General features: G+C 45.0%; 10 protein-coding genes, 1 tRNA gene and 8 pseudogenes. 7 read left to right on the plus strand and 12 right to left on the minus strand.

What is annotated here, in order from left to right:
* The first annotated feature begins 101 nt into the window (after positions 1-101).
* Positions 102-1,074: pseudogene (gene gluQRS, locus PKHYL_RS16000) on the plus strand (tRNA glutamyl-Q(34) synthetase GluQRS).
* Between the two features lie 106 nt (positions 1,075-1,180).
* Here the strand turns inward: gluQRS and PKHYL_RS18360 are convergent.
* Positions 1,181-2,377, minus strand: a pseudogene (locus tag PKHYL_RS18360) (peptidoglycan glycosyltransferase FtsW).
* 289 nt (positions 2,378-2,666) lie between these two features.
* Positions 2,667-4,100: pseudogene (gene murD / locus PKHYL_RS16020) on the minus strand (UDP-N-acetylmuramoyl-L-alanine--D-glutamate ligase).
* A gap of 668 nt (positions 4,101-4,768) precedes the next feature.
* Here murD and PKHYL_RS16025 point away from each other — a divergent pair.
* The 4 genes and pseudogenes from PKHYL_RS16025 to PKHYL_RS16040 all read left to right on the plus strand — a co-directional run bounded on the left by PKHYL_RS16025 (position 4,769) and on the right by PKHYL_RS16040 (position 9,472).
* Positions 4,769-6,269, plus strand: a pseudogene (locus PKHYL_RS16025) (SulP family inorganic anion transporter).
* A 180-nt stretch (positions 6,270-6,449) separates the two neighbouring features.
* Entirely contained in the window at positions 6,450-7,130 is a 681-nt protein-coding gene (locus tag PKHYL_RS16030) for a universal stress protein (RefSeq protein ID WP_240365599.1), read from the plus strand.
* A 635-nt stretch (positions 7,131-7,765) separates the two neighbouring features.
* Positions 7,766-8,103: pseudogene (locus PKHYL_RS16035) on the plus strand (P-II family nitrogen regulator).
* 181 nt (positions 8,104-8,284) lie between these two features.
* The gene (locus PKHYL_RS16040; RefSeq protein WP_240365600.1) at positions 8,285-9,472 is read left to right on the plus strand and encodes an ammonium transporter; all 1,188 of its coding nucleotides are present in this window, start codon (positions 8,285-8,287) and stop codon (positions 9,470-9,472) included.
* 182 nt (positions 9,473-9,654) lie between these two features.
* Here the strand turns inward: PKHYL_RS16040 and PKHYL_RS16045 are convergent, their stop codons facing one another.
* From PKHYL_RS16045 to PKHYL_RS16055, 3 genes are all read right to left on the minus strand, one after another.
* Entirely contained in the window at positions 9,655-10,050 is a 396-nt protein-coding gene (locus tag PKHYL_RS16045; RefSeq protein ID WP_240365601.1) for a DUF2147 domain-containing protein, read from the minus strand.
* A gap of 262 nt (positions 10,051-10,312) precedes the next feature.
* Entirely contained in the window at positions 10,313-10,576 is a 264-nt protein-coding gene (locus PKHYL_RS16050) for a hypothetical protein (RefSeq protein ID WP_071002788.1), read from the minus strand.
* Positions 10,577-10,707: 131 nt separating this feature from the next.
* Entirely contained in the window at positions 10,708-11,337 is a 630-nt protein-coding gene (locus PKHYL_RS16055; protein WP_240365602.1) for a DNA/RNA non-specific endonuclease, read from the minus strand.
* A 315-nt stretch (positions 11,338-11,652) separates the two neighbouring features.
* Between PKHYL_RS16055 and PKHYL_RS16060 the strand changes: the two genes are divergently transcribed.
* Positions 11,653-11,743 (plus strand) — tRNA-Ser (locus tag PKHYL_RS16060).
* A 780-nt stretch (positions 11,744-12,523) separates the two neighbouring features.
* On the opposite strand, the gene PKHYL_RS16065 is transcribed toward PKHYL_RS16060, so the two are convergent.
* The gene (locus tag PKHYL_RS16065; RefSeq protein WP_071002761.1) at positions 12,524-12,826 is read right to left on the minus strand and encodes a hypothetical protein; all 303 of its coding nucleotides are present in this window, start codon (positions 12,824-12,826) and stop codon (positions 12,524-12,526) included.
* Between the two features lie 356 nt (positions 12,827-13,182).
* Here PKHYL_RS16065 and PKHYL_RS16070 point away from each other — a divergent pair, with 356 nt between their 5' ends.
* Complete coding sequence (locus tag PKHYL_RS16070; protein WP_071002760.1) at positions 13,183-13,965, plus strand: YdcF family protein; 783 nt, start codon at positions 13,183-13,185, stop codon at positions 13,963-13,965.
* A 35-nt stretch (positions 13,966-14,000) separates the two neighbouring features.
* Here PKHYL_RS16070 and PKHYL_RS16075 read toward each other — a convergent pair whose 3' ends face one another.
* From PKHYL_RS16075 to ftsL, 6 genes and pseudogenes are all read right to left on the minus strand, one after another.
* A complete protein-coding gene (locus PKHYL_RS16075) occupies positions 14,001-14,951 on the minus strand; it encodes a putative RNA methyltransferase (protein ID WP_071003737.1) in 951 nt (316 codons plus the stop codon).
* A 128-nt stretch (positions 14,952-15,079) separates the two neighbouring features.
* Positions 15,080-16,198, minus strand: coding sequence for a phospho-N-acetylmuramoyl-pentapeptide-transferase (gene mraY / locus PKHYL_RS16080; RefSeq protein ID WP_071002759.1), 1,119 nt, complete (start codon positions 16,196-16,198; stop codon positions 15,080-15,082).
* Positions 16,199-16,201: 3 nt separating this feature from the next.
* A pseudogene (locus PKHYL_RS16085) lies at positions 16,202-17,649 on the minus strand (UDP-N-acetylmuramoyl-tripeptide--D-alanyl-D-alanine ligase).
* An 83-nt stretch (positions 17,650-17,732) separates the two neighbouring features.
* Positions 17,733-19,488: pseudogene (locus tag PKHYL_RS16095) on the minus strand (UDP-N-acetylmuramoyl-L-alanyl-D-glutamate--2,6-diaminopimelate ligase).
* 67 nt (positions 19,489-19,555) lie between these two features.
* Positions 19,556-21,572, minus strand: a pseudogene (locus PKHYL_RS19125) (peptidoglycan D,D-transpeptidase FtsI family protein).
* Positions 21,573-21,650: 78 nt separating this feature from the next.
* Positions 21,651-22,115, minus strand: a complete 465-nt coding sequence (gene ftsL / locus PKHYL_RS16110; RefSeq protein WP_240365607.1) for a cell division protein FtsL — start codon at positions 22,113-22,115, stop codon at positions 21,651-21,653.
* Position 22,116 lies beyond the last annotated feature (1 nt).

The following is a 22,116-nucleotide window of genomic DNA, read 5'->3' on the forward strand; positions in this document are numbered from 1 at the left end:
CTTTGCTCACGAAACAATCTCATTTAATAAATATCTTTTGGACCTGATTTTTATTATTCTATCTGTATTATTTTTATCGATAGCCATTTATTGTGAAAACTATTCCTACTGATACGCCATCTCACACCAAATCATCCCAGCCTATTGGCCGCTTTGCCCCTTCACCAACGGGTGAGTTGCACCTTGGTTCTTTGACCACGGCACTTGCAAGCTTTTGCCATATCAAATCGCTCGGTGGACAGTGGCTGCTGCGTATCGAAGATACCGACACCGAGCGCTGTGATAGACAGTTTACTGAACAGATTTTGATGGACTTAGAGGTGCTTGGGTTGCACTGGGACGGTGATGTCATTTATCAGTCTGAACGTATTGATATTTATAACGAATACTTGTCTTCATCGTTACGCCCATTGACCTACGGCTGCCAGTGCTCACGCAAATACCTAGAGCAATATTGGGCGCAAGAGGAAATTAATAGACATCACAATAATGCTAACTTAACACAACCATGCAATCAAACGCAGCCAAACAGACAGCGTTACCCACGACGCTGTGTTGCATCTGGCCTTGATAGGCAACAGCATAAATTACGTATACAGCTGCCAGACTATAAAATTGGCTTTCACGATGGTATCCAAGGACTGCAATGGGACAATCCGCAGCAGACACTAGGAGATATGGTGGCTCGTCGTCAAGACGGTATGATCAATTATATACTGGCAGCCAGCATTGATGACGGCCTACAACAGGTAACTCATATCATGCGTGGTTTGGACATTTTACCCATGACCACAGCACAGATCAGTATCATGCAGGCGGCACAACTGCCAACCATCGACCATTGGTATCATTTACCATTAATCAATAATGCTGACGGTCAAAAGCTCTCTAAGCAAAATCTTGCGCAGCCAATTGATACCCTCAGACCCAAGCCGTCTCATTACTCATGGATTAGAGCTACTCCAGCAACCAAAGGTCGATATCGACACACCAGCCAATATGCTCAAGCAAGCAATTGCTCAATGGGACAATACGCCGCTACGAGGGAAGCAGCAGTTGAATTCGCCTTATTGAAGATAACTAAAAAGCAACTCACAAAAAAATAGATAGCAAAAAGCGCCACTGTTTGCGGCGCTTTTTTAGTGCTTGATCATAGAATGTATAGACTAATTTAAACTTTTTAGTAGTAGCGGCATTGGCTCTTTTCAATCTCAGGACTTTCTTTATATATTTTTAATAATAAAGCCACCATCATCAAGCTAATCAACATTGAAGAACCGCCATAACTAAAGAATGGCATGGTGAGACCTTTGGTAGGAATGGCACCCATGTTCATCGCCGCATTAATAATCGTCTGCGCAATAAACACCACACCGATACCGAACGCGGTATAGCTCATGCGCATTTGGCGACGTTTTAGCGCGTTGTAACTGATACGCATCGCACTACCGATAATCAATGCTTCAAGTATCAATACCATACTGACACCAACAAAACCCAATTCTTCACCCGTAATCGCCAATAAAAAGTCAGTATGCGCCTCAGGCAAATGCGACAGTTTTTGCACGCTTTCGCCATAACCAACCCCGGTAAACTGTCCACGGCCAAAAGCAATCAGACTACGTGCCAGCTGATAATCGGTATCCTGCACATCATCAAACGGATCCATGAACGACATCACACGTACCAATCGATACTCTGCCGTGGTCACCATCAACACTGCGCCACCAACGGCTGCCGCACCCAATGCTAAGAAATGCTTATAAGGTGCTCCAGCGATATAAAAAATCGCAAATAGCGTCCCCAAAATAACGACAAAAGAACCAAAATCTGGCTGCGACAATAGCAGTATCGTTATCAGTACCACCACTAGCATAATGCGTAAAAAAGCCGTCTAGGCCATTACGAACCTCAAAAGAGCGGCGCACCACAAAATCAGAGACAAACACAATCATGACAAGCTTAGCCAACTCGGCTACCTGAAAGTTAAAGCCTCCCAGCGTGAGCCAGCGCTTAGAGCCGTTAATGGGTGTACTAAACAGCGTTGCCACCAGCAAAATACCAGTAATACCCAACAAAAGAAACTGCGTTTCAGTCTTATATAGCGTCCGTAACGACACACCATAATAAGGGATAATGGCGACGATTAACCCAATCGTCATGTAAAGTAGCTGATTATTGAAAAATACAGCTCCGTCATACCGCGACTGAGCGCAAAAGGAATAGAAGCAGAAGCCACCATCAGCAGACTAAGTACCATCATGCAACCTACGCTCGATAGTAAAATTGCGCGCGCTGATGGCATAGAAAGCACACCATCTGAGCCAGAGGCTTGCTTGGTTTTGGGCGAAGAACGAAAAAAAGAAGAGAGCGCCATAATTTTATATACACTAACAAACGAAAAAACACGGCGTCTATGAAACGCCACCGTTTAAAAAAATCATAAAGTAAATCTTACTAGATAGACGATGATAAAAACCCTCAATCATCAAAAAATGCTTGAGCAATCATTTATCTAGCAATCAGAGTCATTACGGTCGACAGTAGCAGCAATTTATAAGCAAAACAATCATTTATACGAGAAATACTGCTTTGGTTAATAAGTAACTCACGTGCTACTACACCATCTAAGCTAATCTGTTCGAGCCCATAGCCATTTAAAACTTTTAACTGATAATCGTGCTGTCTGATTGTGCCGTGTCTAACTGAGCAACCAATCGACTGAAATGCTCACCGCGAGCCGCATAACCACTGTATTGATCAAAACTGGCACAGGCAGGTGACAACAATACCGCTTGCACTTGCGATAGGCTGCTGGCAGTGACTTGCTGAATAGTGACAAAGGCGTTTTCTAATGTTTGGCATTGATGCAATGCGACATCGTCGCTGATCTTGGCGGCGCGTAAATGCTGCTCAATCTGCTTGCCATCCTCACCAATAAACAGCACTTGGCTGACATACTGATTGATAAAGGGCGTCAACTCGCCAAACTGCTGGCCTTTACCTTGCCCGCCTAAAATCAATAATAGCTTACCATCTTTTGGTGCATAGACCGCGCCTAGCCCTTCGATAGCAGCCATGGTCGAGCCAATATTGGTGCCTTTAGAATCATCAAAATAGTCGATATTAGCAAAGCTCCCTACATACTGGCAGCGATGCTCAAGACCTGTGAATTGCTGTAACGTTTCGAGCATACTCAAGGGGCAAACCTGCAAGCTCACCGAGCGCTAAAGCTGCTTGCGCGTTTAGCAGATTATGACGTCCTTTCATCAACAGTTTGTCTGCGGACAGTAACCTTTCTGTACCACGCGCAATAAATGTTTGACCTTCCCCATCTGTTATCAGGCCGTACTGTCCTTTGTCAGGCGCATGGATGCCAGTACTGATCCTTGGCAGATTGTCTGCAACCAATGGACGGGTGAGTGCATCCTCACGGTTGATGACGACGGACTTAGCGCCTTGGAAAATACGATGTTTGGCCTGATGGTAGCCCAGCATATCACCATGGCGATCGAGATGATCTGGCGACATATTGAGGACAGTAGCAACCTTTGCCCCCAAGTTTGTGACGGTTTCTAGTTGAAAGCTAGATAGTTCTAGCACCGCCAGCTCCATGTTCGTATTATCCAGCAAAGTGAGTGCCGGTATCCCTATGTTGCCGCCCACACCCACATTGATACCAGCGTCTGCTGCCATTTGCCCCACTAAGGTGGTCACGGTGCTTTTGGCATTGGAGCCTGTGATCGCCACGATCGGCACCGTACAAGCCTCACAAAAAGCTGAATGTCGCTGACGACGGGAATATTTGCGTGACGAGCTGCTGCAATGGCAGGTGTGTCAAGCGAGATACCAGGACTGATAATAATGCGGGCAGCTTGCTGCAATAATTCTGCATCAATGTTACCAAACTGACGAACCTCAATCTCATCTGGCAGTTGTGCTGCCAGTGTAGGCGCGACCTGTGCATCTGTTACCGCCACTTGATAGCCTTGTTTGGCAAGATAATGCGCGACCGATAACCCAGACTGTCCCAAACCAACCACGACCTGTAGACCATTACCCTTGTGGATCAAGGTTTCTGTTGCGTTATGAGCGGTCATATCTATTCCTTCTATTGAACGAGCGAGATGTCATCAAGCACACTGATGCGGATAGCGACTCCAAATGACACCGTCGAGATGACAAGCATCATAACGGTATCGTTCAGATTTCGGTACTGATTTTTTATGTGTTTGTGCTATTATTCGCCTATTTTTATATTCAGTGGCTAATGCTATAATAGCTAACTTAATTGATGCGTGACATTGCTATATGATAAAGCAGTTCACCCAAGCATTTTAGTTTATCATGTTGTCACATTAATCGCGCTATTGTCACGTCTCTTTAGCAATGATTCAAGTGTCACAATGGGATGTCAGACCCGCATTCTTTTCTGGCAGATTATTGATTACCCTCTACCGCAGCAAGTGATTGCTGATTCTATGTCTTACGATAGGCCTTTTTTATAGCCTATTTTAAGCAATCTGGTTCAAACCATATTTTAGGTAGTTTTATTGCTCTTATCATCTTTTTGAATATTGATGAGCGTATTTGTGATACCAAAAAAATCAGTAGACATACTTATGATTGACCTTTCACATTCCAACACGGCAACATGACCTGTGCATGTTGACGTAAAAGAAAAAATGAATAGCTATTTTTAGTGACACGATCATTTTATAAATGAGTAATGATTACTTTTTTGCCTCTAACCCTATGTAGTTTACTTATGATATCTTTTGTTGATAACTTGCGTGACGAGTGGTTCTCCAACGTTCGCGGTGACGTTTTATCGGGCTTGGTTGTCGCCTTGGCGCTTATTCCAGAAGCCATTGCCTTTTCTATTATCGCAGGTGTTGATCCAAAAGTCGGCCTATATGCCTCATTCTGTATCGCGGTCGTGATTAGTTTTGTCGGTGGTCGTCCAGGTATGATTTCGGCAGCAACGGGTGCTATGGCCTTAGTCATGGTTGATTTGGTTGCCGATCATGGTTTGCGGTATTTACTGGCTGCGACCTTATTGTGCGGCGTCATTCAGGTCGTCATGGGCATCCTAAAGCTCGGTAATTTGATGCGCTTTGTCTCGCGCTCAGTCGTCATTGGCTTTGTCAACGCACTGGCAATATTGATATTCGCCGCCCAGTTACCAGAATTAAATCCCATGACTGAACGTGTCGGTATGACGGTATATATCATGACGGCTGTGGGTTTGGCAATTATTTATCTGTTTCCACTTATCCCTAAAATAGGCCGTGTGATTCCCTCTCCATTGATTTGTATCGTTGGTTTGACAGCGGTCGCCATGTATATGAATCTTGATATTCGTAACGTCGGTAACATGGGTGATTTGCCAGATTCGTTGCCTGTGTTTTTATTGCCTGATATTCCATTAAACCTAAATACATTGTTGATTATTGCTCCTTATTCTATTGCGCTTGCCATTGTGGGTTTATTAGAGTCTATGATGACTGCGACGATTGTCGATGAGCTGACCGATACGCCAAGTGATAAGAACAAAGAGTGCCGTGGTCAAGGCATAGCTAACGTGGTGTCAGGTTTCTTCGGTGGTATGGCAGGCTGTGCGATGATTGGTCAGTCAATGATTAATGTAAAATCCGGTGGACGCACGCGCCTTTCTACCCTTGATCGCAGGTGTAGTACTGCTTATCATGGTGGTGTTTTTGAGTGAATGGGTCAGCCAAATTCCGATGGCAGCCCTCGTTGCTGTCATGATTATGGTATCGATTGGCACGTTTAACTGGCAATCTATTCGCGAATTCAAAACGCACCCTATGTCATTCAATATAGTGATGCTAGCGACGGTATTGACCACTGTCTTTACGCACAACTTAGCTTATGGCGTTGGTGTTGGCGTGTTGCTATCTGCCTTAGCATTTGCCAATAAGATTGGTCAGTTCTTAACCATATTCAGTGAGTACGATGATAGTAGCAATACCCGTTATTATTATGTTCAAGGACAGGTATTCTTTGCCTCTACGACGCAGTTTTTGAATAGCTTTGATACCAAAGAAGCGGTAGACAGCATTCAAATTGACGTCAGCCATGCACATTTTTGGGACATCAGTGCTGTTGATACCTTGGACAAGCTGGTCATGCGCTTGCAACGTGAAGGTATTAATGTCAAAGTGGTAGGACTCAACAATGCGAGTCGAACACTGATTGACCGCTTCTCTATTCACGATCGCCGAGATATTGGCTTATTAGATTAAGCAAATCTACGTCTAACTTGTCATTGATGTATGGCAAGGTTGTATGGCAAGGTTTTGTGAATCGATGGATAAGATGGATAAATAGACAGCTGCGTTGGTCAAAAGAGTTGGGTATGTACGTGATGCCTTAGCCCTACGCTGAGTGGCTGATTTTGATGATTAGAATGATGTGGCCGTTTTATGAGTAACTTAAAACCAGATAGTGTCATTGCTTGCTTGGACTGTCCTGATCATGTTCAAGCTGTATTAGAGGCCAGCATGTGGGCTTCTATTCGCTTGCGCGCGCCTGTAGGACTGCTACATTCAGTCCCAAGCTTACAGCAAAAAGCTGCGGTCAATTATTCTGGTTGTCTCAATATCGATGATGAAAATGCCTTGCTTGAGCAGTTCACAACCAAAGAGCATTTGGGCAACTGTGAGCTAAAAGCACAGGGCAGACTATTATTGTCTCAAGCTACCACGTATTGCGAGCAAAAGCCTCATAAGCTTAAAACTTATACCTTGCATCGTCATGAAAACCTGAACCAGAGTATCGATTACGTCGATGACAAGGCACAATTGATCGTCATCGGTCATCATGTCACGTGCAAATCGACATTAGGACAACTGATTAGAGTCAGCCACTGCCCCATTTTGGTGACACATGCACCATTTTTGCCCCCTACTACCGCTTTGTTTGCTTTTGACAACAGTCCAACATGCCATAAGTTACTTAATTGGTTGTGTAAAACTCCGCTCGTGCGTGCCTTGACCATTCATATTGTCATGATCGGTAAAGAAACCTCTGATAACTGTGACGCCCTACGTGAAGCATACGCGAAGCTCAAGCAAGCAGGTATCAAATCTAAAAAACATTATTAGACTGCCGTGATGTTGCGGCGGCTTTAAATTACTACCAAAACCAAAACGATATCGGCCTACTCATAACAGGCGCGTTTGGCCAATCGCGTTTACGTGAGTTGCTACAAGGCAGCGATACTAAGAAGTTATTAGGCAGCACCAAAACACCGTACCTCCTTTTTCCTAAGGCTTAAGCATCGTTTTATCTACACACATAGCCTATCTATATAAGCGCAGAGCACCAATGACTCTTTTGGTCTCTGCCGCTTACCGCGACCTCTCCTCTATTTAGCTTTAATCAGCTGTCATCAAACGTTCATTTTATTACTAAACTCAAGTTAGCAAATCGTCACATGAAATAGAGGGATAGCCTCCCCAAGCACCTAAAAAGTTGGTTATAATAAAGTTTTCATTAACCAAACGCTAAAGGTTGATTCGCTTTTACTATGTTTATAATGATGGCTCTCATCATTACATCGTCACCCATATACTCTGTTGCAACCGCGGTTATTTTTGAATAAATAAACCCAATTCTACCTCCCCCTTGAGTAGGTTGGCACAGTTCTTGAATAACTTATCGTAAGCAAAGCAGAGATACGACGATGCACTATAATGCCTCTATCAATCTGCGGCATCACACAAATAAGGAATTTTTTATGAAGCTAATCACTGCGATCTTAAAACCGTTTAAGCTCGACGATGTGCGTGAAGCGCTTTCTGACATCGGTGTTAAAGGTGTTACCGTCACTGAAGTCAAAGGTTTCGGTCGTCAAAAGGTCACACAGAGCTCTATCGCGGCGCAGAATACGTGGTGGACTTTTTACCTAAGGTAAAAGTCGAAGTCGCTGTGATCGACGAGATGGTCGAACCTGCTATTGAAGCAATCACTCGTATCGCTAGCACTGGCAAGATTGGTGACGGCAAAATCTTCGTCACTGCGCTTGAGCAAGTCATTCGTATCCGTACGGGCGAAACCGGACCTGATGCTATCTAGATTTGAGGCCATATCTATAAACATCGATTTATAGAGAAAGGCTCTTACTGCATTTTTATCTATCGGTCATACCGATATCTATATTGTAAATTCAAGGGGGAATTTAAATGGAAAGTCAAATCTTTGAGCTCCAGTATGCGCTCGATACGTTTTACTTTTTGATCTGTGGGGCGTTGGTCATGTGGATGGCAGCTGGCTTCACTATGTTAGAGGCCGGATTGGTCCGATCAAAAACACGGTCGAAATCTTAACTAAGAATGTCGCGCTATTTGCAACCGCCAGTATCATGTACATGATATGCGGCTACGCTATTATGTATGGTGGCGATCTGTTCTTGAGCGGAATTGCAGGCGGCGACACCTTGGTAGAAGACGCGTTAGCAGCCTCTGCCGAAAATGGCTTTAGTGGTGACTCCGTCTACTCTGCAGCCTCGGACTTTTTCTTTCAAGTTGTCTTTGTAGCAACCTGTATGTCAATCGTTTCAGGTGCTGTTGCTGAGCGTATGAAGCTATGGGCTTTCTTATTATTTGCTGTTGTCATGACTGGTGTTATCTATCCATTAGAAGGCAGTTGGACTTGGGGCGGCAACGATGTCTTTGGATTATTTAACCTAGGTGACATGGGTTTCTCTGACTTTGCAGGCTCTGGTATCGTCCATATGGCGGGCGCTGCTGCTGCTCTAGCAGGTGTATTACTCCTAGGACCCCGTAAAGGTAAATACGGTCCTAACGGTGAGATACGTGCGATTCCTGGCGCCAATCTTCCACTAGCCGCGCTTGGTACGCTGATCCTATGGATGGGTTGGTTCGGTTTCAACGGTGGTTCAGTACTAAAACTTGGCGATATCGCCAGTGCCAACTCTGTTGCCATGGTCTTTTTGAATACCAATGCTGCTGCTGCTGGCGGTGCTGTAGGCGCTCTGTTAATCGCTCGTATCATCTTTGGTAAAGCGGATCTAACCATGCTCCTAAACGGTGCATTAGCCGGCCTAGTCGCCATTACTGCAGAGCCATCAACCCCTTCTGCGCTACAAGCCACTCTTTTCGGTGTTGCCGCTGGTGTCATCGTCGTATTATCAATCTTAGCGTTAGATAAAATCAAAATTGATGATCCAGTGGGTGCAATCTCAGTTCATGGCGTGGTTGGTCTGTTTGGTCTACTAATCGTACCAATTACCAACCCAGCATCTACCTTTATCGGTCAGATTACAGGCGCTGCGACCATCTTTGCTTGGGTATTTGTTGCAAGCTTCATCGTTTGGGTCATCATCAAAGCTGTCATCGGTATCCGTATCTCTGAAGAAGATGAGTACGAAGGTGCTGATATTGCAGAGTGTGGTATGGAAGCTTATCCAGAATTTATCAGATAAGATCTCTTAATAGTCTAAACCCTATCGTTCGATACGCTGATACTACTTACCGTAGTGTCAGCGTTTATTATTTTATTGAGTAACCTCCCTTACTGATACAATAAAATATAAAACATAAAAAATCCCGCAGTACCTTTCGGTAGTGCGGGATTTTATCTATTAAGTACAGATCTGATAAAAAACTACTTGATCGACTTATTTCTTTTCCACTCTTGGCTACGAGAGAATGGACCAATATAGCCTCTTAGCTTCAAAGTATTACCACTTAGATTTGCCGTCATACGATAATCTTTGCCTTTTTCAGGATCAGTAATCGTACCACCGCTGTATTTACCGCCGCCATCAGATTTTAGACCTCTAATAATGGTCTTGCCTATATGCTTTTTGCCTTTGGCTGAGTTAGTAGCAATGAGCGTACCTGTCAGTACCCCATTTGACTCAGTAATTTTTACCGTACCTTTTGGCTTGCCTTCATCATATGTCTGCCAAGTCGTATTGGCTAATGGGTCAGCAGCAAATGCCATACTAGCAATACCAATACCAGCAACGGCTAACGTGGTTTTTGTAAATAATTTCATAGATTGACTCCCCTTCATACAATGATTGCTCGAAACATTATGTTTCTGATGTCCTATGCTTATCCTTTGCTAGAATCTTTTATTACAAGCTTTGCGACTCTCTACTTATAAAGCGTAGGTTATCGATATTGCTCATAACTCTTTGTCAAAGATTTTGAGCGACATAAGCGATGTCTTGACTCATTATAATCAATTTTCCGACTTTGCCTAGTAATTTTTTTTATACTTTATTATTTCTATAAAATAAAACCATATCAAAGACTTACAAGAAGGGATTGTCGATATCTTTGCCGAATTGGTCATCATTTTCCTTTGACTTATCATCATTATTATTATAAAGGTTTTTACTTTCAAATGTGTTTATGACCCGACTCATTAGCTCATGCAATTGCTGAGCGTGTTCATATCCGGATGCATCCAAAGTCAGGTCTAGATCACCATAGATGATGATTTTGTCCTTTTGGTTTTCAATAACAAGATCACCAACCTGCATGCTTTGGTGATCATTGGCGAATGGGTCAATCATGTGTGCATCCTTATGGTGTATTTAAAACTCAAAAAGTATTCTACGTTTTGCTCTATGCCTTTAACTGCGAAAGTAACCACTCCAAAATAGCCCAGACGAATAGCATCCAATCCGGCTCCTGAGCTGGCGCATCAGTTGTGTCTGAACTCTCCCCCTGCCTTCAATGGCAAATCCAATGCTTCTCGCTTAGTTTGAATGTCCAACATCGGCAAGACATCGATACCGGTTTCAGCGGTCAGCTCATCGATACTAATAACATCAATGCGTTCAGATTCGTCATTTGGTGCGTAATATACCCCTGCCTGATTGGTCGCGGGTATATACACTGCTTTGAAAAAATGGCTGGGTACAAGCACACGATTGGCAAGCTGCTTGGTCTTAGTATTGGTAAATGCGACGCCAGTAATGGTATAAACCTCACCGTATTGCTGGGTCAAATAGCGAGTTGCCGATTCGATATTGCGCCAAATATAACGATTATTGCGCGGCGACTGCGGCGCGATATTGGCCAGACTGAAGCTATCATACTGTTGGCTGCGCGTTGCCATATTGGCATTTGGTGCTAGGTGTCCGCGATCATAACCAGAACCTGAATAGTCAGTTAATGACGCGCGTGCTGATTCTGGGAGCTTGCTTTCTTCGTGAAAACTGTCTTCGCGGTCGATCTGTTTGGCTTGCTGCAGACGTGTGCGATCTAGATGTTCTGCTGACCAGAGCGGTGTCCGTGATACACCAGAGTACATAACGGCAAAGCCATCCATGCATAGTGTTTGTGTTTGATTACTTAGCTTGGTGTTGGTAAATTCAGGATAGATACCACCATAAAGGACTGGCTACACTGCGTGAAATCATCAGCATGCGCCTGAGTGATACCTATTGCAACTGTCATGACAGTCATTAGTATGCTGTGTTTAAGTCCATATGTGCGCTCACGGAAACTTATCATTCAATCTTCAACCATTTATACTCATCATTGCGTATCTGCTATCCCTAGCAGGCAGTTAGCAATAAAGAAAGATAGCGCGCAAGTCGTGACATTTTAAATGGTATCCGCTATACTTAGGCGTTCAAAAAACGGTGAAGTGGGTGAGTGGCTGAAACCGCACGCCTGGAAAGTGTGTATACGTTAATCGCGTATCGAGGGTTCGAATCCCTCCTTCACCGCCAATCTTATCTATTCTGAGAAACGCACTAGTTTTTCTGTACTGTCATACTCTATCCTAAATAAAATCCAGACACCTTAACAGTAAGACTGTCAGTCTGATCGTCTAATGCTGCCTAAATGGTGATTTTTATCCTATCTATCAAAAAAACCACCAATAAAGAATATTGCTGGCTCATATCACTGCTCTATTGCTGCTAATATCTAAACCTACAGCTGTTTACTGCCTATACATCTCTTTATTGCTTCTTTTCACTGTCACTTAGATTCATATGTAACTTGTTCAACCCCAAATTTATGCGGCAGTCTCGTCTGATTTTTTTCGTTTCAGCAGACTTGACTGGTTTTGGAGTCGCGTTTACTGCTTCTGCAAAAGCAATGCTTGGTACCATCGCGTTGGCTAAGTAGCCTATTACACTGAATAAGGTGATAAATAGTACGAACAAGGTTTGTCTCATGGGCGCTCTCAGTCGATTTTTAAGATGATTATTTAGGACAGTCAATGAATATTTAACATCACTGGTTTGATTGAAAAGCACTACTTGAGATAACTAGCGCGCGCAGACGATGTTAATACTGCCTCTTATCATAGCCAGTTCCTATGTTAAGTAGCTTGATGAAAGTTTAAGAAACGTTAAGGTGTGAGCGTTTTGCATATCTGCTAAACCGTAATATCTCTTCAAATAGAGATACAAGACCAGATATATCACAACTACTAGCCAAACCATTGCACATAAAAATGACGCCTACTTAGGGCGTCATTTTTAAATAATCAGATATCACTTTTAAGAGCGGTGTCTGTAGTCGTTTTTGCTTTGTTTATCGTTTTTATATTTGCCCTGATATTTGTCTTGATGCTTTTCTTGTGCTTTATGCTTGGCAGCCACTATTTTTGCTTTTTGCTGTGATACCTTTGCCTTGTTTTTGACAACTTTATGTTTACTACCTACTTTGGCTTTAGCATCATGCTTTTGATGCTGTACTTGAGCGGCATGAGACTTTGAGTAGTCAGGTGCAGCGTTGGCTTGACCAACCATAGATAAACAAGCGGTAGCGGCTAAAATCGAACTTACTATTATCTTTTTCATTGTTTTTCCTAATGTAATTCATATCAATAAATGATGATTAAAGATACCTTATGAAGTATTACGATAAAGCATCGCTCTATCGACAAAGAAAATGATAACTGGTTCTCGTATTAAGTAGCTTTATGAAACTTGAAGAAAGGTTGCGATTGTTACCGTTATTTGGCATATTCGTCCACTAAACTGCAGACAGTTGAATAGTTGTGCCACTGGTGTAAATAGACGGGCAGACCTAGAAGTATGTATAACGCTTTTGGTCGCTGTTGATGTGGCTGTAGCGTTTAATATTTGATGCTGAATGTTTGACACTTATATAAAAAGCGTGATTGATCTATCAGTGCTGACAGGATAAAAAATTTATGTTTGGATTATTACGTATCGTATTGATAGCGCTTGGATCCATACTCATCATTGACTGTACTGCTCTGATGGCCGTAGATAAGGTTAATTTTGGTACAGTGCTGCCTTTTTTGATAGGCGTGGTTTTTGTAGGGCATGGACTAGGTGCTCCTTTAATTATAAAAATACTTGCTAAGAATCCTTTACTGCGACGTATTTGGTACGGATTGTGGCTAGCGTTTGGGTTATGGTTCATAAGCTTTTTGCTCTTTGTTTATTCATTGCAGCAGCAGATTGCCCAGGGCAAACAAGATTTGCCACCTGTAGCAGCTATTATTGTACTCGGTTCTGGGACGGTCGATGGCAAGCCGACCCCTACCTTAGCTAGTCGCTTAGATACGGCAGCAACACTGATCGAGCAGCAACCACAGGCATTGATTATTACCAGTGGCGGTGTGGGCTATGAGCACACGCGCAGTGAGGCGGACATCATGGCGACTTACTTGGCGCAAGCACATGACATTCCACTAGATCGTATCTATCAAGAAGGGAAAAGTACCAGTACTGAGGAGAATTTGGCGTACAGCCAAATCATACTTGAACAGCATGGTATTGATAAAGAGGTACCGATTGCGATTGTCACCAGCGACTTTCATACCATCCGCGCAGCCGCCATTGCCCTCCATCAAGGTTATACGCAACCAATCACGCTTGCCAGCCCAACCCCACTGTCTATTCGCTACAATGCATGGTTTCGAGAGTATTTTGCCTTTGGTAGCGGTTGGCTACTACAAGAATACTGATTAGTGGATGCCGTAACAAAAATATTAAAAGGCTCTCAACTGGACGCCTTTTTTTGCAAAATATAAACCACAAACTTGGCCTCTGTATTAAATGGCGCGTGCTTACTAAGCTCCAGTAACGCTTGTCTTTTTTCACTACGTGCGCGGTAGGCATACGGGGTCATGGTCATTAAATCAGCCAAATCATCCGCTGATAATGTCATCTCTGTACTAACATGGTCAGTCCCCATCAACGTAAAGTATGGCGCCAACTCGTGTAAAAACTTATCAGAATCATGCTCACGCACATCATCGAATAAGGCATCTCGCATCGTCGCCAAGTGTCCGGCATCTGGTTTGGCAATGATTAAATAACCATCATCGGCCAATACCTCAGCGAACGCTTCAGGTAAAATAGGACTAAAAATACTGCTAATACCCGTCACACTATGAGAGCGTAACGGTAGATGCGCGGCGCTGGTCACTAACGGATAAATCACCGTTGTTTTGGCAGCGTTAGTATTATTGCGCTGATACCAAAGACGACCTGCCGCTTTACTCACTTTAGCCAATTCCACCAATGCAGGTTTGCTGATATCCGCTGCGAGTAAGTTATCAATAATACCTGAGCCCAGTTGTGCCATTGCCTGCGTGTAGTAGCCCTCGCCGCAGCCAATATCAAGCCAATTCACAGACTGAGTATCCTGCTCCTCTATGGCCTCACTTTTTGACAGTAGCGCTGCCATCTTTTGGCTAATCAGATTCTGTAACGGCCCATAGTGACCATGACTCAAAAATCGCTTACGGGCATTGATAGAGTCTTGACTGTCGCCAGGTGCTTTTGATTTCTTCTGCTGTACAGGCAACAGGTTGACGTAACCTTGGCGAGCCACATCAAAAGGGTGTGAGGTGTTTTTGGGGTGCAAACTACCGTCACAGCGCCAAGTATCTGCGGCAGGCTGTAGTGGCGACTGGCAAAGTGGGCAAATAAATAAGGACACAGGTATCTCAACGTCATAGCAATATGACCCACATTTTAACAAATTTCGTGTTGCTTAGACGATAAAAAGCCACCTCAATAATCATCGAGATGGCTTCTAAGCAGGAAAGTTAGGTATGTTTGAGGCTTGTTTTTCTAACGCAGCTTCAAAGTCATTAGCCCAAGGATGACGAGAATGATGGCGATAATCCAAAAGCGTGCCACCACTTGCGTTTCTTTCCAGCCAATTTCTTCAAAATGATGATGTAGGGGAGCCATACGAAAAACGCGTTTTTTGCGCAATTTATAAGAGCCAACTTGCAGCATTACTGATAGCGCTTCAGCGACAAATAGACCACCCATAATGGCAAAGGCAATCTCTTGTCGCGTCATCACGGCAATTGTACCGAGCATCGCACCCAGTGCCAACGCGCCCACATCACCCATAAATACTTGTGCAGGATGCGCATTGAACCATAAAAAGCCAAGACCCGCCCCGACCATAGCACCACAAACGATAATGACTTCAGAGTTATAGGGAATGTACGGAACATGCAAATAATCCGCAAAGCGCACATCGCCTGACACATAAGCCATCGCACCCAAGCCTGCTGCGATAAGCACTACTGGTAGGATTGCCAAGCCATCCAGGCCATCGGTTAAGTTAACCGCATTGGACGCACCATTGATCACAAAGTAGGTAAAGATAATAAAACCAATACCAAAAGGTACTGCCGAAAATGGAATCATCCAATCTTTAAAGATCGGTATCAACAAGTCCTGCATCTCGCGAGTGGTGTTGATATCCGGCTGTAGTGTGGCGATGTAGTATAAAGAGACGCCGACGAATAATGCGCCCATCGACAACCAAAAATATTTCTTTCGCGCAATCAGACCTTTAGGGTCTTTATACTTGATTTTGAGCCAATCATCCGCCCACCCTACAGCACCGAAGATCACCATAACAACGAGCAAAATCCACACATAAGGATTGTTCAAACGTGCCCATAGCAGAGTCGATACCCCAATAGCACTGAGAATCAATACCCCGCCCATGGTTGGCGTACCAGTCTTGACCAAATGCGATTGCGGCCCATCATTGCGAATGGCCTGACCGTATTTGAGCGCACGCAGATGCTGAATGACCCGCCCACCAAAAAACATACTAAACACAAGCGCTGTGATAACCGCAAGCAGCGCTCGCAACGTCAATGAAGAAACCGCAGAAAACGGTGTATAATACTGGCCAAGCCAGCCAAACAACCAAACTAACACCGCCTACTCCTCTACTAGCGCATGAATAAGTGTTTCCATTGTCATGGAACGCGAGCCTTTGAACAACACAGTACAAGGCTTGGCTTGTTGCGCTTGCAAATACGGCTGTAAATACTGTAATAAACTGTCTTTGTCTGCGAATGCCTGAGCATTGATATCAGCAACCTCTTTCGCACCAGCAACGGTGGCCTTGGCATATTCGCCAACACAGAGCAGCACATCGATACCTGTGGTCGCGATAGTACGGCCGAGGCTTTGATGCTCACTAACTGCCGCCTCTCCTAGCTCGCCGATATCACCCAACACCATCACTTGCGTACCCGTTTGTGCAGCCAATACTTTGGCAGCGGCGCGTACCGAGTGTGGATTGGCGTTATACGTATCATCAATCAGACGGTGCTTACCCAGTATCTGACTGTTCAGACGACCTTTGGCTGGACGCGCGTTTTCAAGGCCGATAACAATATCACTGACGTTGATATTTAATGCATGCGCACAGGCTGCAGCAGCCAAAGCATTATTGACATTGTGTTCGCCTGCTAATGGCAAATTGATATCATGAATCTGATTACCGATATGTAGCTTAAACTCACTACGCTCTGGTTCTACATCTAAATGGCTTGCGCTGACATCGGTATTACCAAACCCAATCACATGTGACGTGTGCTTTTCAGCAATGCGGCGTAACTGATTGGTAAAATCGTCTTTATCAGGAACAATCGCAAACTGCGCATCCGTTAAGGTGTGATAAATCTCCGCCTTGGTTTGGCAAATACCTTCACGGCTACCGAACTCACCCAGATGAGCCGTACCAATATTTAGGATACAGGCCACATCAGGGCGCACAATCTCAGTCGTATAGGCGATCTCACCAATGTGGTTGGCACCCAATTCTAAAATGGCATAGCGGTGATGGTCTGATAACTCAAGCAGCATCATGGGCACACCCAAATCATTATTGAGATTGCCACGGGTAATCAATGTCGGTGCAAGGCGACCAAAAATACCACCAGCATCTCTTTACAAGTGGTCTTGCCGCTAGAGCCTGTAATGGCAATCACGGTCAGATTTTGGTGCTGCTGGCGACGATAGCTTGCCAGCTGCCCTAACGCCAAACGGGTATCACTGACAACCAGCTGCGGAATCGCATTTGACTCAGATAAGATAGGACGAGACACAATGACAGCAATGGCCCCTTTTGATGCTGCCATATCGATATAGTCATGACCATCGAAGTTCTCACCACGTAACGCCAAAAAGATATCACCAGGCTTTATCGTACGGGTATCGGTCGCAATACGCTGACTGGCTAGGGCTGGCTGGCCTGCATCTGTATAGTCTTGTGGCAATTGCCAGTGACCATCGAGCGACGCTGTCGCCTCGAGCATATTATCCATTTGCCAGACATAAAGCCCTTGCGACTGGATGGTGTTATCGTTGTCGGCTGTCATAATGGTTACCTTATATAATGACTACTCAATTTTTATATTTAATGTTTAATTTTTTGATAATAGGGGTATCGATAATCACTCGACTATATACGGCCCGCTTGCGCTAACGCCTGCTGCAAAATCACACTGTCATCAAAATCATAACGGACGTTATTAATCTCTTGATAGGTCTCATGGCCTTTACCGGCGATGACGACAATATCGTCTGGACCTGCCTGACTGACGGCATATTCAATGGCCTTTTGGCGAGCAGGTTCTATATGCGTACGTTGATATTGCTCAGCACTCATCCCAGCCTGCATATCCTGTAAGATGGCATTAGGGTCTTCGGTACGTGGATTGTCAGCGGTCAAGACAACTTGATCAGCACCTGTGAGGCCCGCTTGCGCCATCAGTGGGCGCTTACCTGCATCACGGTCACCGCCACAACCAAACACTGCCCATAGCTGGCCTTTACAGTGAGTTTTCAGGCTCGCCAGCACTTGACTTAAGGCATCTGGCGTATGCGCATAATCAACGATAAAACAGCCATCATTCGATGGCACGCGCTGCATACGCCCAACTGCACCTTGTAGCTGCGTGACCGCAGTCGCAATGCGTCCAATATCCACATTTGAATCAGTAGCAGACTTAGTAGCAGACTTAGTACCAGCAACAGTACCAGTCGCTACTGCTGCTGCGATAGCGGCAAGCAAATTAGCAACATTAAAGCGCCCTAATAGTGGACTGACAATCTCGATAATATCCGTTTTCTCATCACCAACTGTTTTATCATTAAAGTCAGTACGCAGACTTATCTTGACGCCCTGTAGACTTGGCTCGATATCAGCAGCGACAAAAGTAGCAGATGTTGCAGACTCTAGACTATACGTCCATACCGTCAAGTCACTAGCAGTGGCTGTATCCAACATAATATGAGCATGTTCATCATCGACGTTGATGATGGCATGGGTCAAATCTGGGAAGTGAGCTTTATCAAATAGTTTGGCTTTGGCAGACGCGTATTCTTCCATATCAGCATGATAGTCTAAGTGGTCACGACTCAGATTGGTATAAATCGCAATGCTAACTGGCACGCCTTGTAAACGCTGCTGATCCAGACCATGAGAGCTGGCCTCTAATGCCAATATTTCAGCATTCTCGGTACCCATTTGATACAAAAACTGCTGTACAGCCAAGGCGTCTCCAGTGGTATGGCTGGCTTGCACCAAAGCGCCAAGGCGACCATTACCTGCCGTACCCATCACTGCACTGCTCATGCCTGTTAATTGGGTCAGCTGTGCCACCAATTGACTGATGGTGGTTTTACCATTGGTGCCCGTGACAGCGACTACCTTTGGCAGGGTCACTGGCTGCTGATATTGCAAATATGCTTGGATTAAGCTGCCTAAGAAATCACGAATATTAGGGACGTATAAGATTGGGCACGGCAGCGCTGCTAATTGCTGCTGTGCGTTAGACTCACCATCCATCTTCAGAGGGGTATTTGCTTCGCTAATCAAGGCAGCAGGATCCATCTCTGAGAGGACAAAAGCAGCCTTCTCAGCGGCTTGTAGCAAATAATTTCGGCTCTTTTGGTGATTTGGATTGTGGCTTTTTAAAAGGGATGAATACGTCATTATTGGATAGTTGACGGCTGTCTAGTTGGAACTGCTGAAAAGGAATATGAGCAATTGATTGAATCTGATCCGCCCCTGACTGACTCGACGCCTGTTGAACCGATGCTGCGATCATCGCGGTTAGCTGTTGCGCCAGCCTATTATCGCTAGTATCGATAAGCTGCTGTAGAGTGGCCGTCGTAACAGTGGCGCTATTTGGCGATAAGGTAGGCATGGTCATGAGCAAATCCTAAACAGTTAATACAAATCAGCCCTTAAAGAGCTGACTACTTAAAATCATTGAACGCCTACTGTGGTTCTGTTTTGAGCGGCTTATCTAAAGGCACATTATACAATCGTAACGCTTCTTTCATCACGTTGTGGAACACAGGTGCGACCGTTAGACCCGCATAAATCTGACCGCGCGGATCTTCAATAAGCATGACGCCCACAAGCTTTGGATTAGACGCTGGTGCCATACCAGCAAAGACATTGCGATACTGGTCAGAATAATAGCCACCCTCTGGGTTGATACGGCGCGAGGTACCCGTCTTGCCTGCCACACGGTATCCGTCAATGGCGGCGGCTCTAGCTGTTCCACCTGCCTCGGTCACGCTCTCAAGCATCTGTACAATAGACATCGCCTGCTCGCGCGCCATAATGCGTTTGCTTGGTTGCGGTTTGTCATCTTTGATCAAAGTCAACGGGTGCATCACTCCGCCTGCTGCGAGGGCTGAATAAGCCTGCGCTACCTGCGCTAGTGTCACTTGTAAACCATAACCATAGCTGACTGTCGCACGGCGTGACGTCTCTTTCTCTTTTGGCGTCACAATCAGACCACTGCCCTCACCTGGGAACTGTAAAGGCGTTTTTGAACCAAAGCCAAACTGTCGTTGCATATTAGTAATGGCATCAGGCGGTAGCGACAACGCAATCTTAGTTGAAGCCACGTTACTAGACTTCTGTAATAGCGTCGCCATGTTGATCATGCCCAAGTTATTATGATCGCGGATGGTATAGCCACGCACGCGAATTGAGCCAGGATTGGTGTCAATTAAAGTGGTCGGCGTATATTTGCCTGAATCTAAGGCTGCCGCAACGGTAAAGGGCTTCATCACTGAACCGGGTTCAAACACATCCAATAGCGCACGGTTACGCTGGTTTTCACCGGTCATCTCATTGAGATTGTTTGAGTTGAATGATGGCCATGTGGAGAGCGCCAGTACTTCACCAGTCTGTACATCGACGATCATACCCGTCGACCAGCGCGCTTTTGCAGACGCCCTGCTTTTTCTAGCTCTTTGTAGAGCAAGTATTGCAACCGCGAATCAATCGTCAGTGCCACATCTTTGCCTGGTATCTCAGGTTCAAGTTGCTTGATCTCTTTTAAGCTGTTTTGTTTGGCATCTTTTAAAACAAGCACTTTGCCATCGTCGCCTGCTAAATCTTTTTCATACTGGCGCTCAATACCAGCACGTCCTTCGTAACCACCCTCAGGGTCGTTGGCGTTTTGCCCCATAAATCCTAACAGCTGCGCATTAGACTGCGGCTGCGGATAATAACGCTGAAAGAAGTTTTTCTCATGGACACCAGGGAAATCAAGCGAGCTAACACTTTGTGCAATCTCAGGTGTGACTTTATTGAGAAGGGGTAAATAATGCGAGCCTGCACCAGAGGGCAGCGCCGCTTTGACTGCTGCTTCATCGGTCACATCAATACTGTCATCGATTGCCGTGGCTTTTTTTAGCTCATCGACAGAGATGTTGGCAGCCGCAGCCAGCGTCGTCAGATCCATATTGTCCAAACGCTTTTGCATACGCGCCTGCAATTGTGGACTGTTAGGATTGGTCAAGATAATACGTTTGAGCTCGTAGTATTCGCTCGCGTAATCATGCGGGCTAAATGACACGGTCGCCAGCGGTGCGCTCACTGCAAGTGGTAAATCATTACGGTCAGTAATCATACCGCGATAGGATTTTTGCGTACGCTCACTGGTAATGAGCTCATTACCTTTGTCTTGATAAAACTGCGCGTTGGCCACCTGAATATAGTAGGCACGGCCAATCAATAGCACCAATATAACCAGCGCCAAACCCCAAACGGTACGAAAACGGTTTTTATCCTGCTCAAAGCCGCCACGAGACGAGGCGCCAGAGGCTTTACCCAAAAACCCTCTTTTGCTCTTTGGGTTTCTGGCACTAGCATGCGTCCCTTTCGTGTCACTCTTTTGATACGATCAAATAATTTGGCTTTACGACTGCCTGCCGCTTTATCACTCGTTTGTCCAGATTTGGCAGCGCTCGCACGGCGTAATGGTTTGGTCACCTTGCCACTGGCTGGTTTTTTGCTGGTATTTTTTGCTGATGTGGATTTAGGTTTTTGTCGCTCATTGTCCTGCCTCCGCTACCGGTTCTTCAGGGAGATATCGGTAGAAGCTCGTGGTCCGACCACATCTAAATCTAACTCATCGTCGTCATCAGAGACTACTGGTGCCAAGGCGGTGGCGACACCAGGCTGAATAATCAGCTTATCCTTTAGTGTCGGTGAGTACATACCCAATTCCGCCACTGCACGACTGGCGATTTGCGGCGTGGCGCTAAAGGTTTGCTGCTCAATCAATAGACGCTGATGTTCTATTTGTAGCTTACGCTCTTGTTTTTTCATGTCTTGCAAGGTTTTATAATCCTGATGATATTGCTGAACGGCTTCGGCAGTCTTGATGCCGCTCCATACGATTGCAGCTGCCAAGAGCAGTAATACGACCACATAAATGCTCACCACATTGAACCGACGCACGAATAGCTCGCCGATATCGGTGTTATAGGGCGCGGCGGTGCGGCGGTTTGCAGGTTTGTCAGATATTGCCATG

Origin of the sequence: Psychrobacter sp. KH172YL61, from assembly GCF_007182895.1 — a bacterium.
Classification (GTDB): Bacteria; Pseudomonadota; Gammaproteobacteria; order Pseudomonadales; family Moraxellaceae; genus Psychrobacter; species Psychrobacter pacificensis.

Bases quoted from the DNA above. Each gene is read 5' to 3' on its own strand.
- PKHYL_RS16030 (WP_240365599.1), top strand. From the start codon at position 6,450: ATGAGTAACTTAAAACCAGATAGTGTCATTGCTTGCTTGGACTGTCCT.
- PKHYL_RS16045 (WP_240365601.1), bottom strand. From the start codon at position 10,050: ATGAAATTATTTACAAAAACCACGTTAGCCGTTGCTGGTATTGGTATT.
- PKHYL_RS16050 (WP_071002788.1), bottom strand. From the start codon at position 10,576: ATGATTGACCCATTCGCCAATGATCACCAAAGCATGCAGGTTGGTGAT.
- PKHYL_RS16055 (WP_240365602.1), bottom strand. From the start codon at position 11,337: ATGGATGGCTTTGCCGTTATGTACTCTGGTGTATCACGGACACCGCTC.
- PKHYL_RS16065 (WP_071002761.1), bottom strand. From the start codon at position 12,826: ATGAAAAAGATAATAGTAAGTTCGATTTTAGCCGCTACCGCTTGTTTA.
- PKHYL_RS16070 (WP_071002760.1), top strand. From the start codon at position 13,183: ATGTTTGGATTATTACGTATCGTATTGATAGCGCTTGGATCCATACTC.
- ftsL (WP_240365607.1), bottom strand. From the start codon at position 22,115: ATGGCAATATCTGACAAACCTGCAAACCGCCGCACCGCCGCGCCCTAT.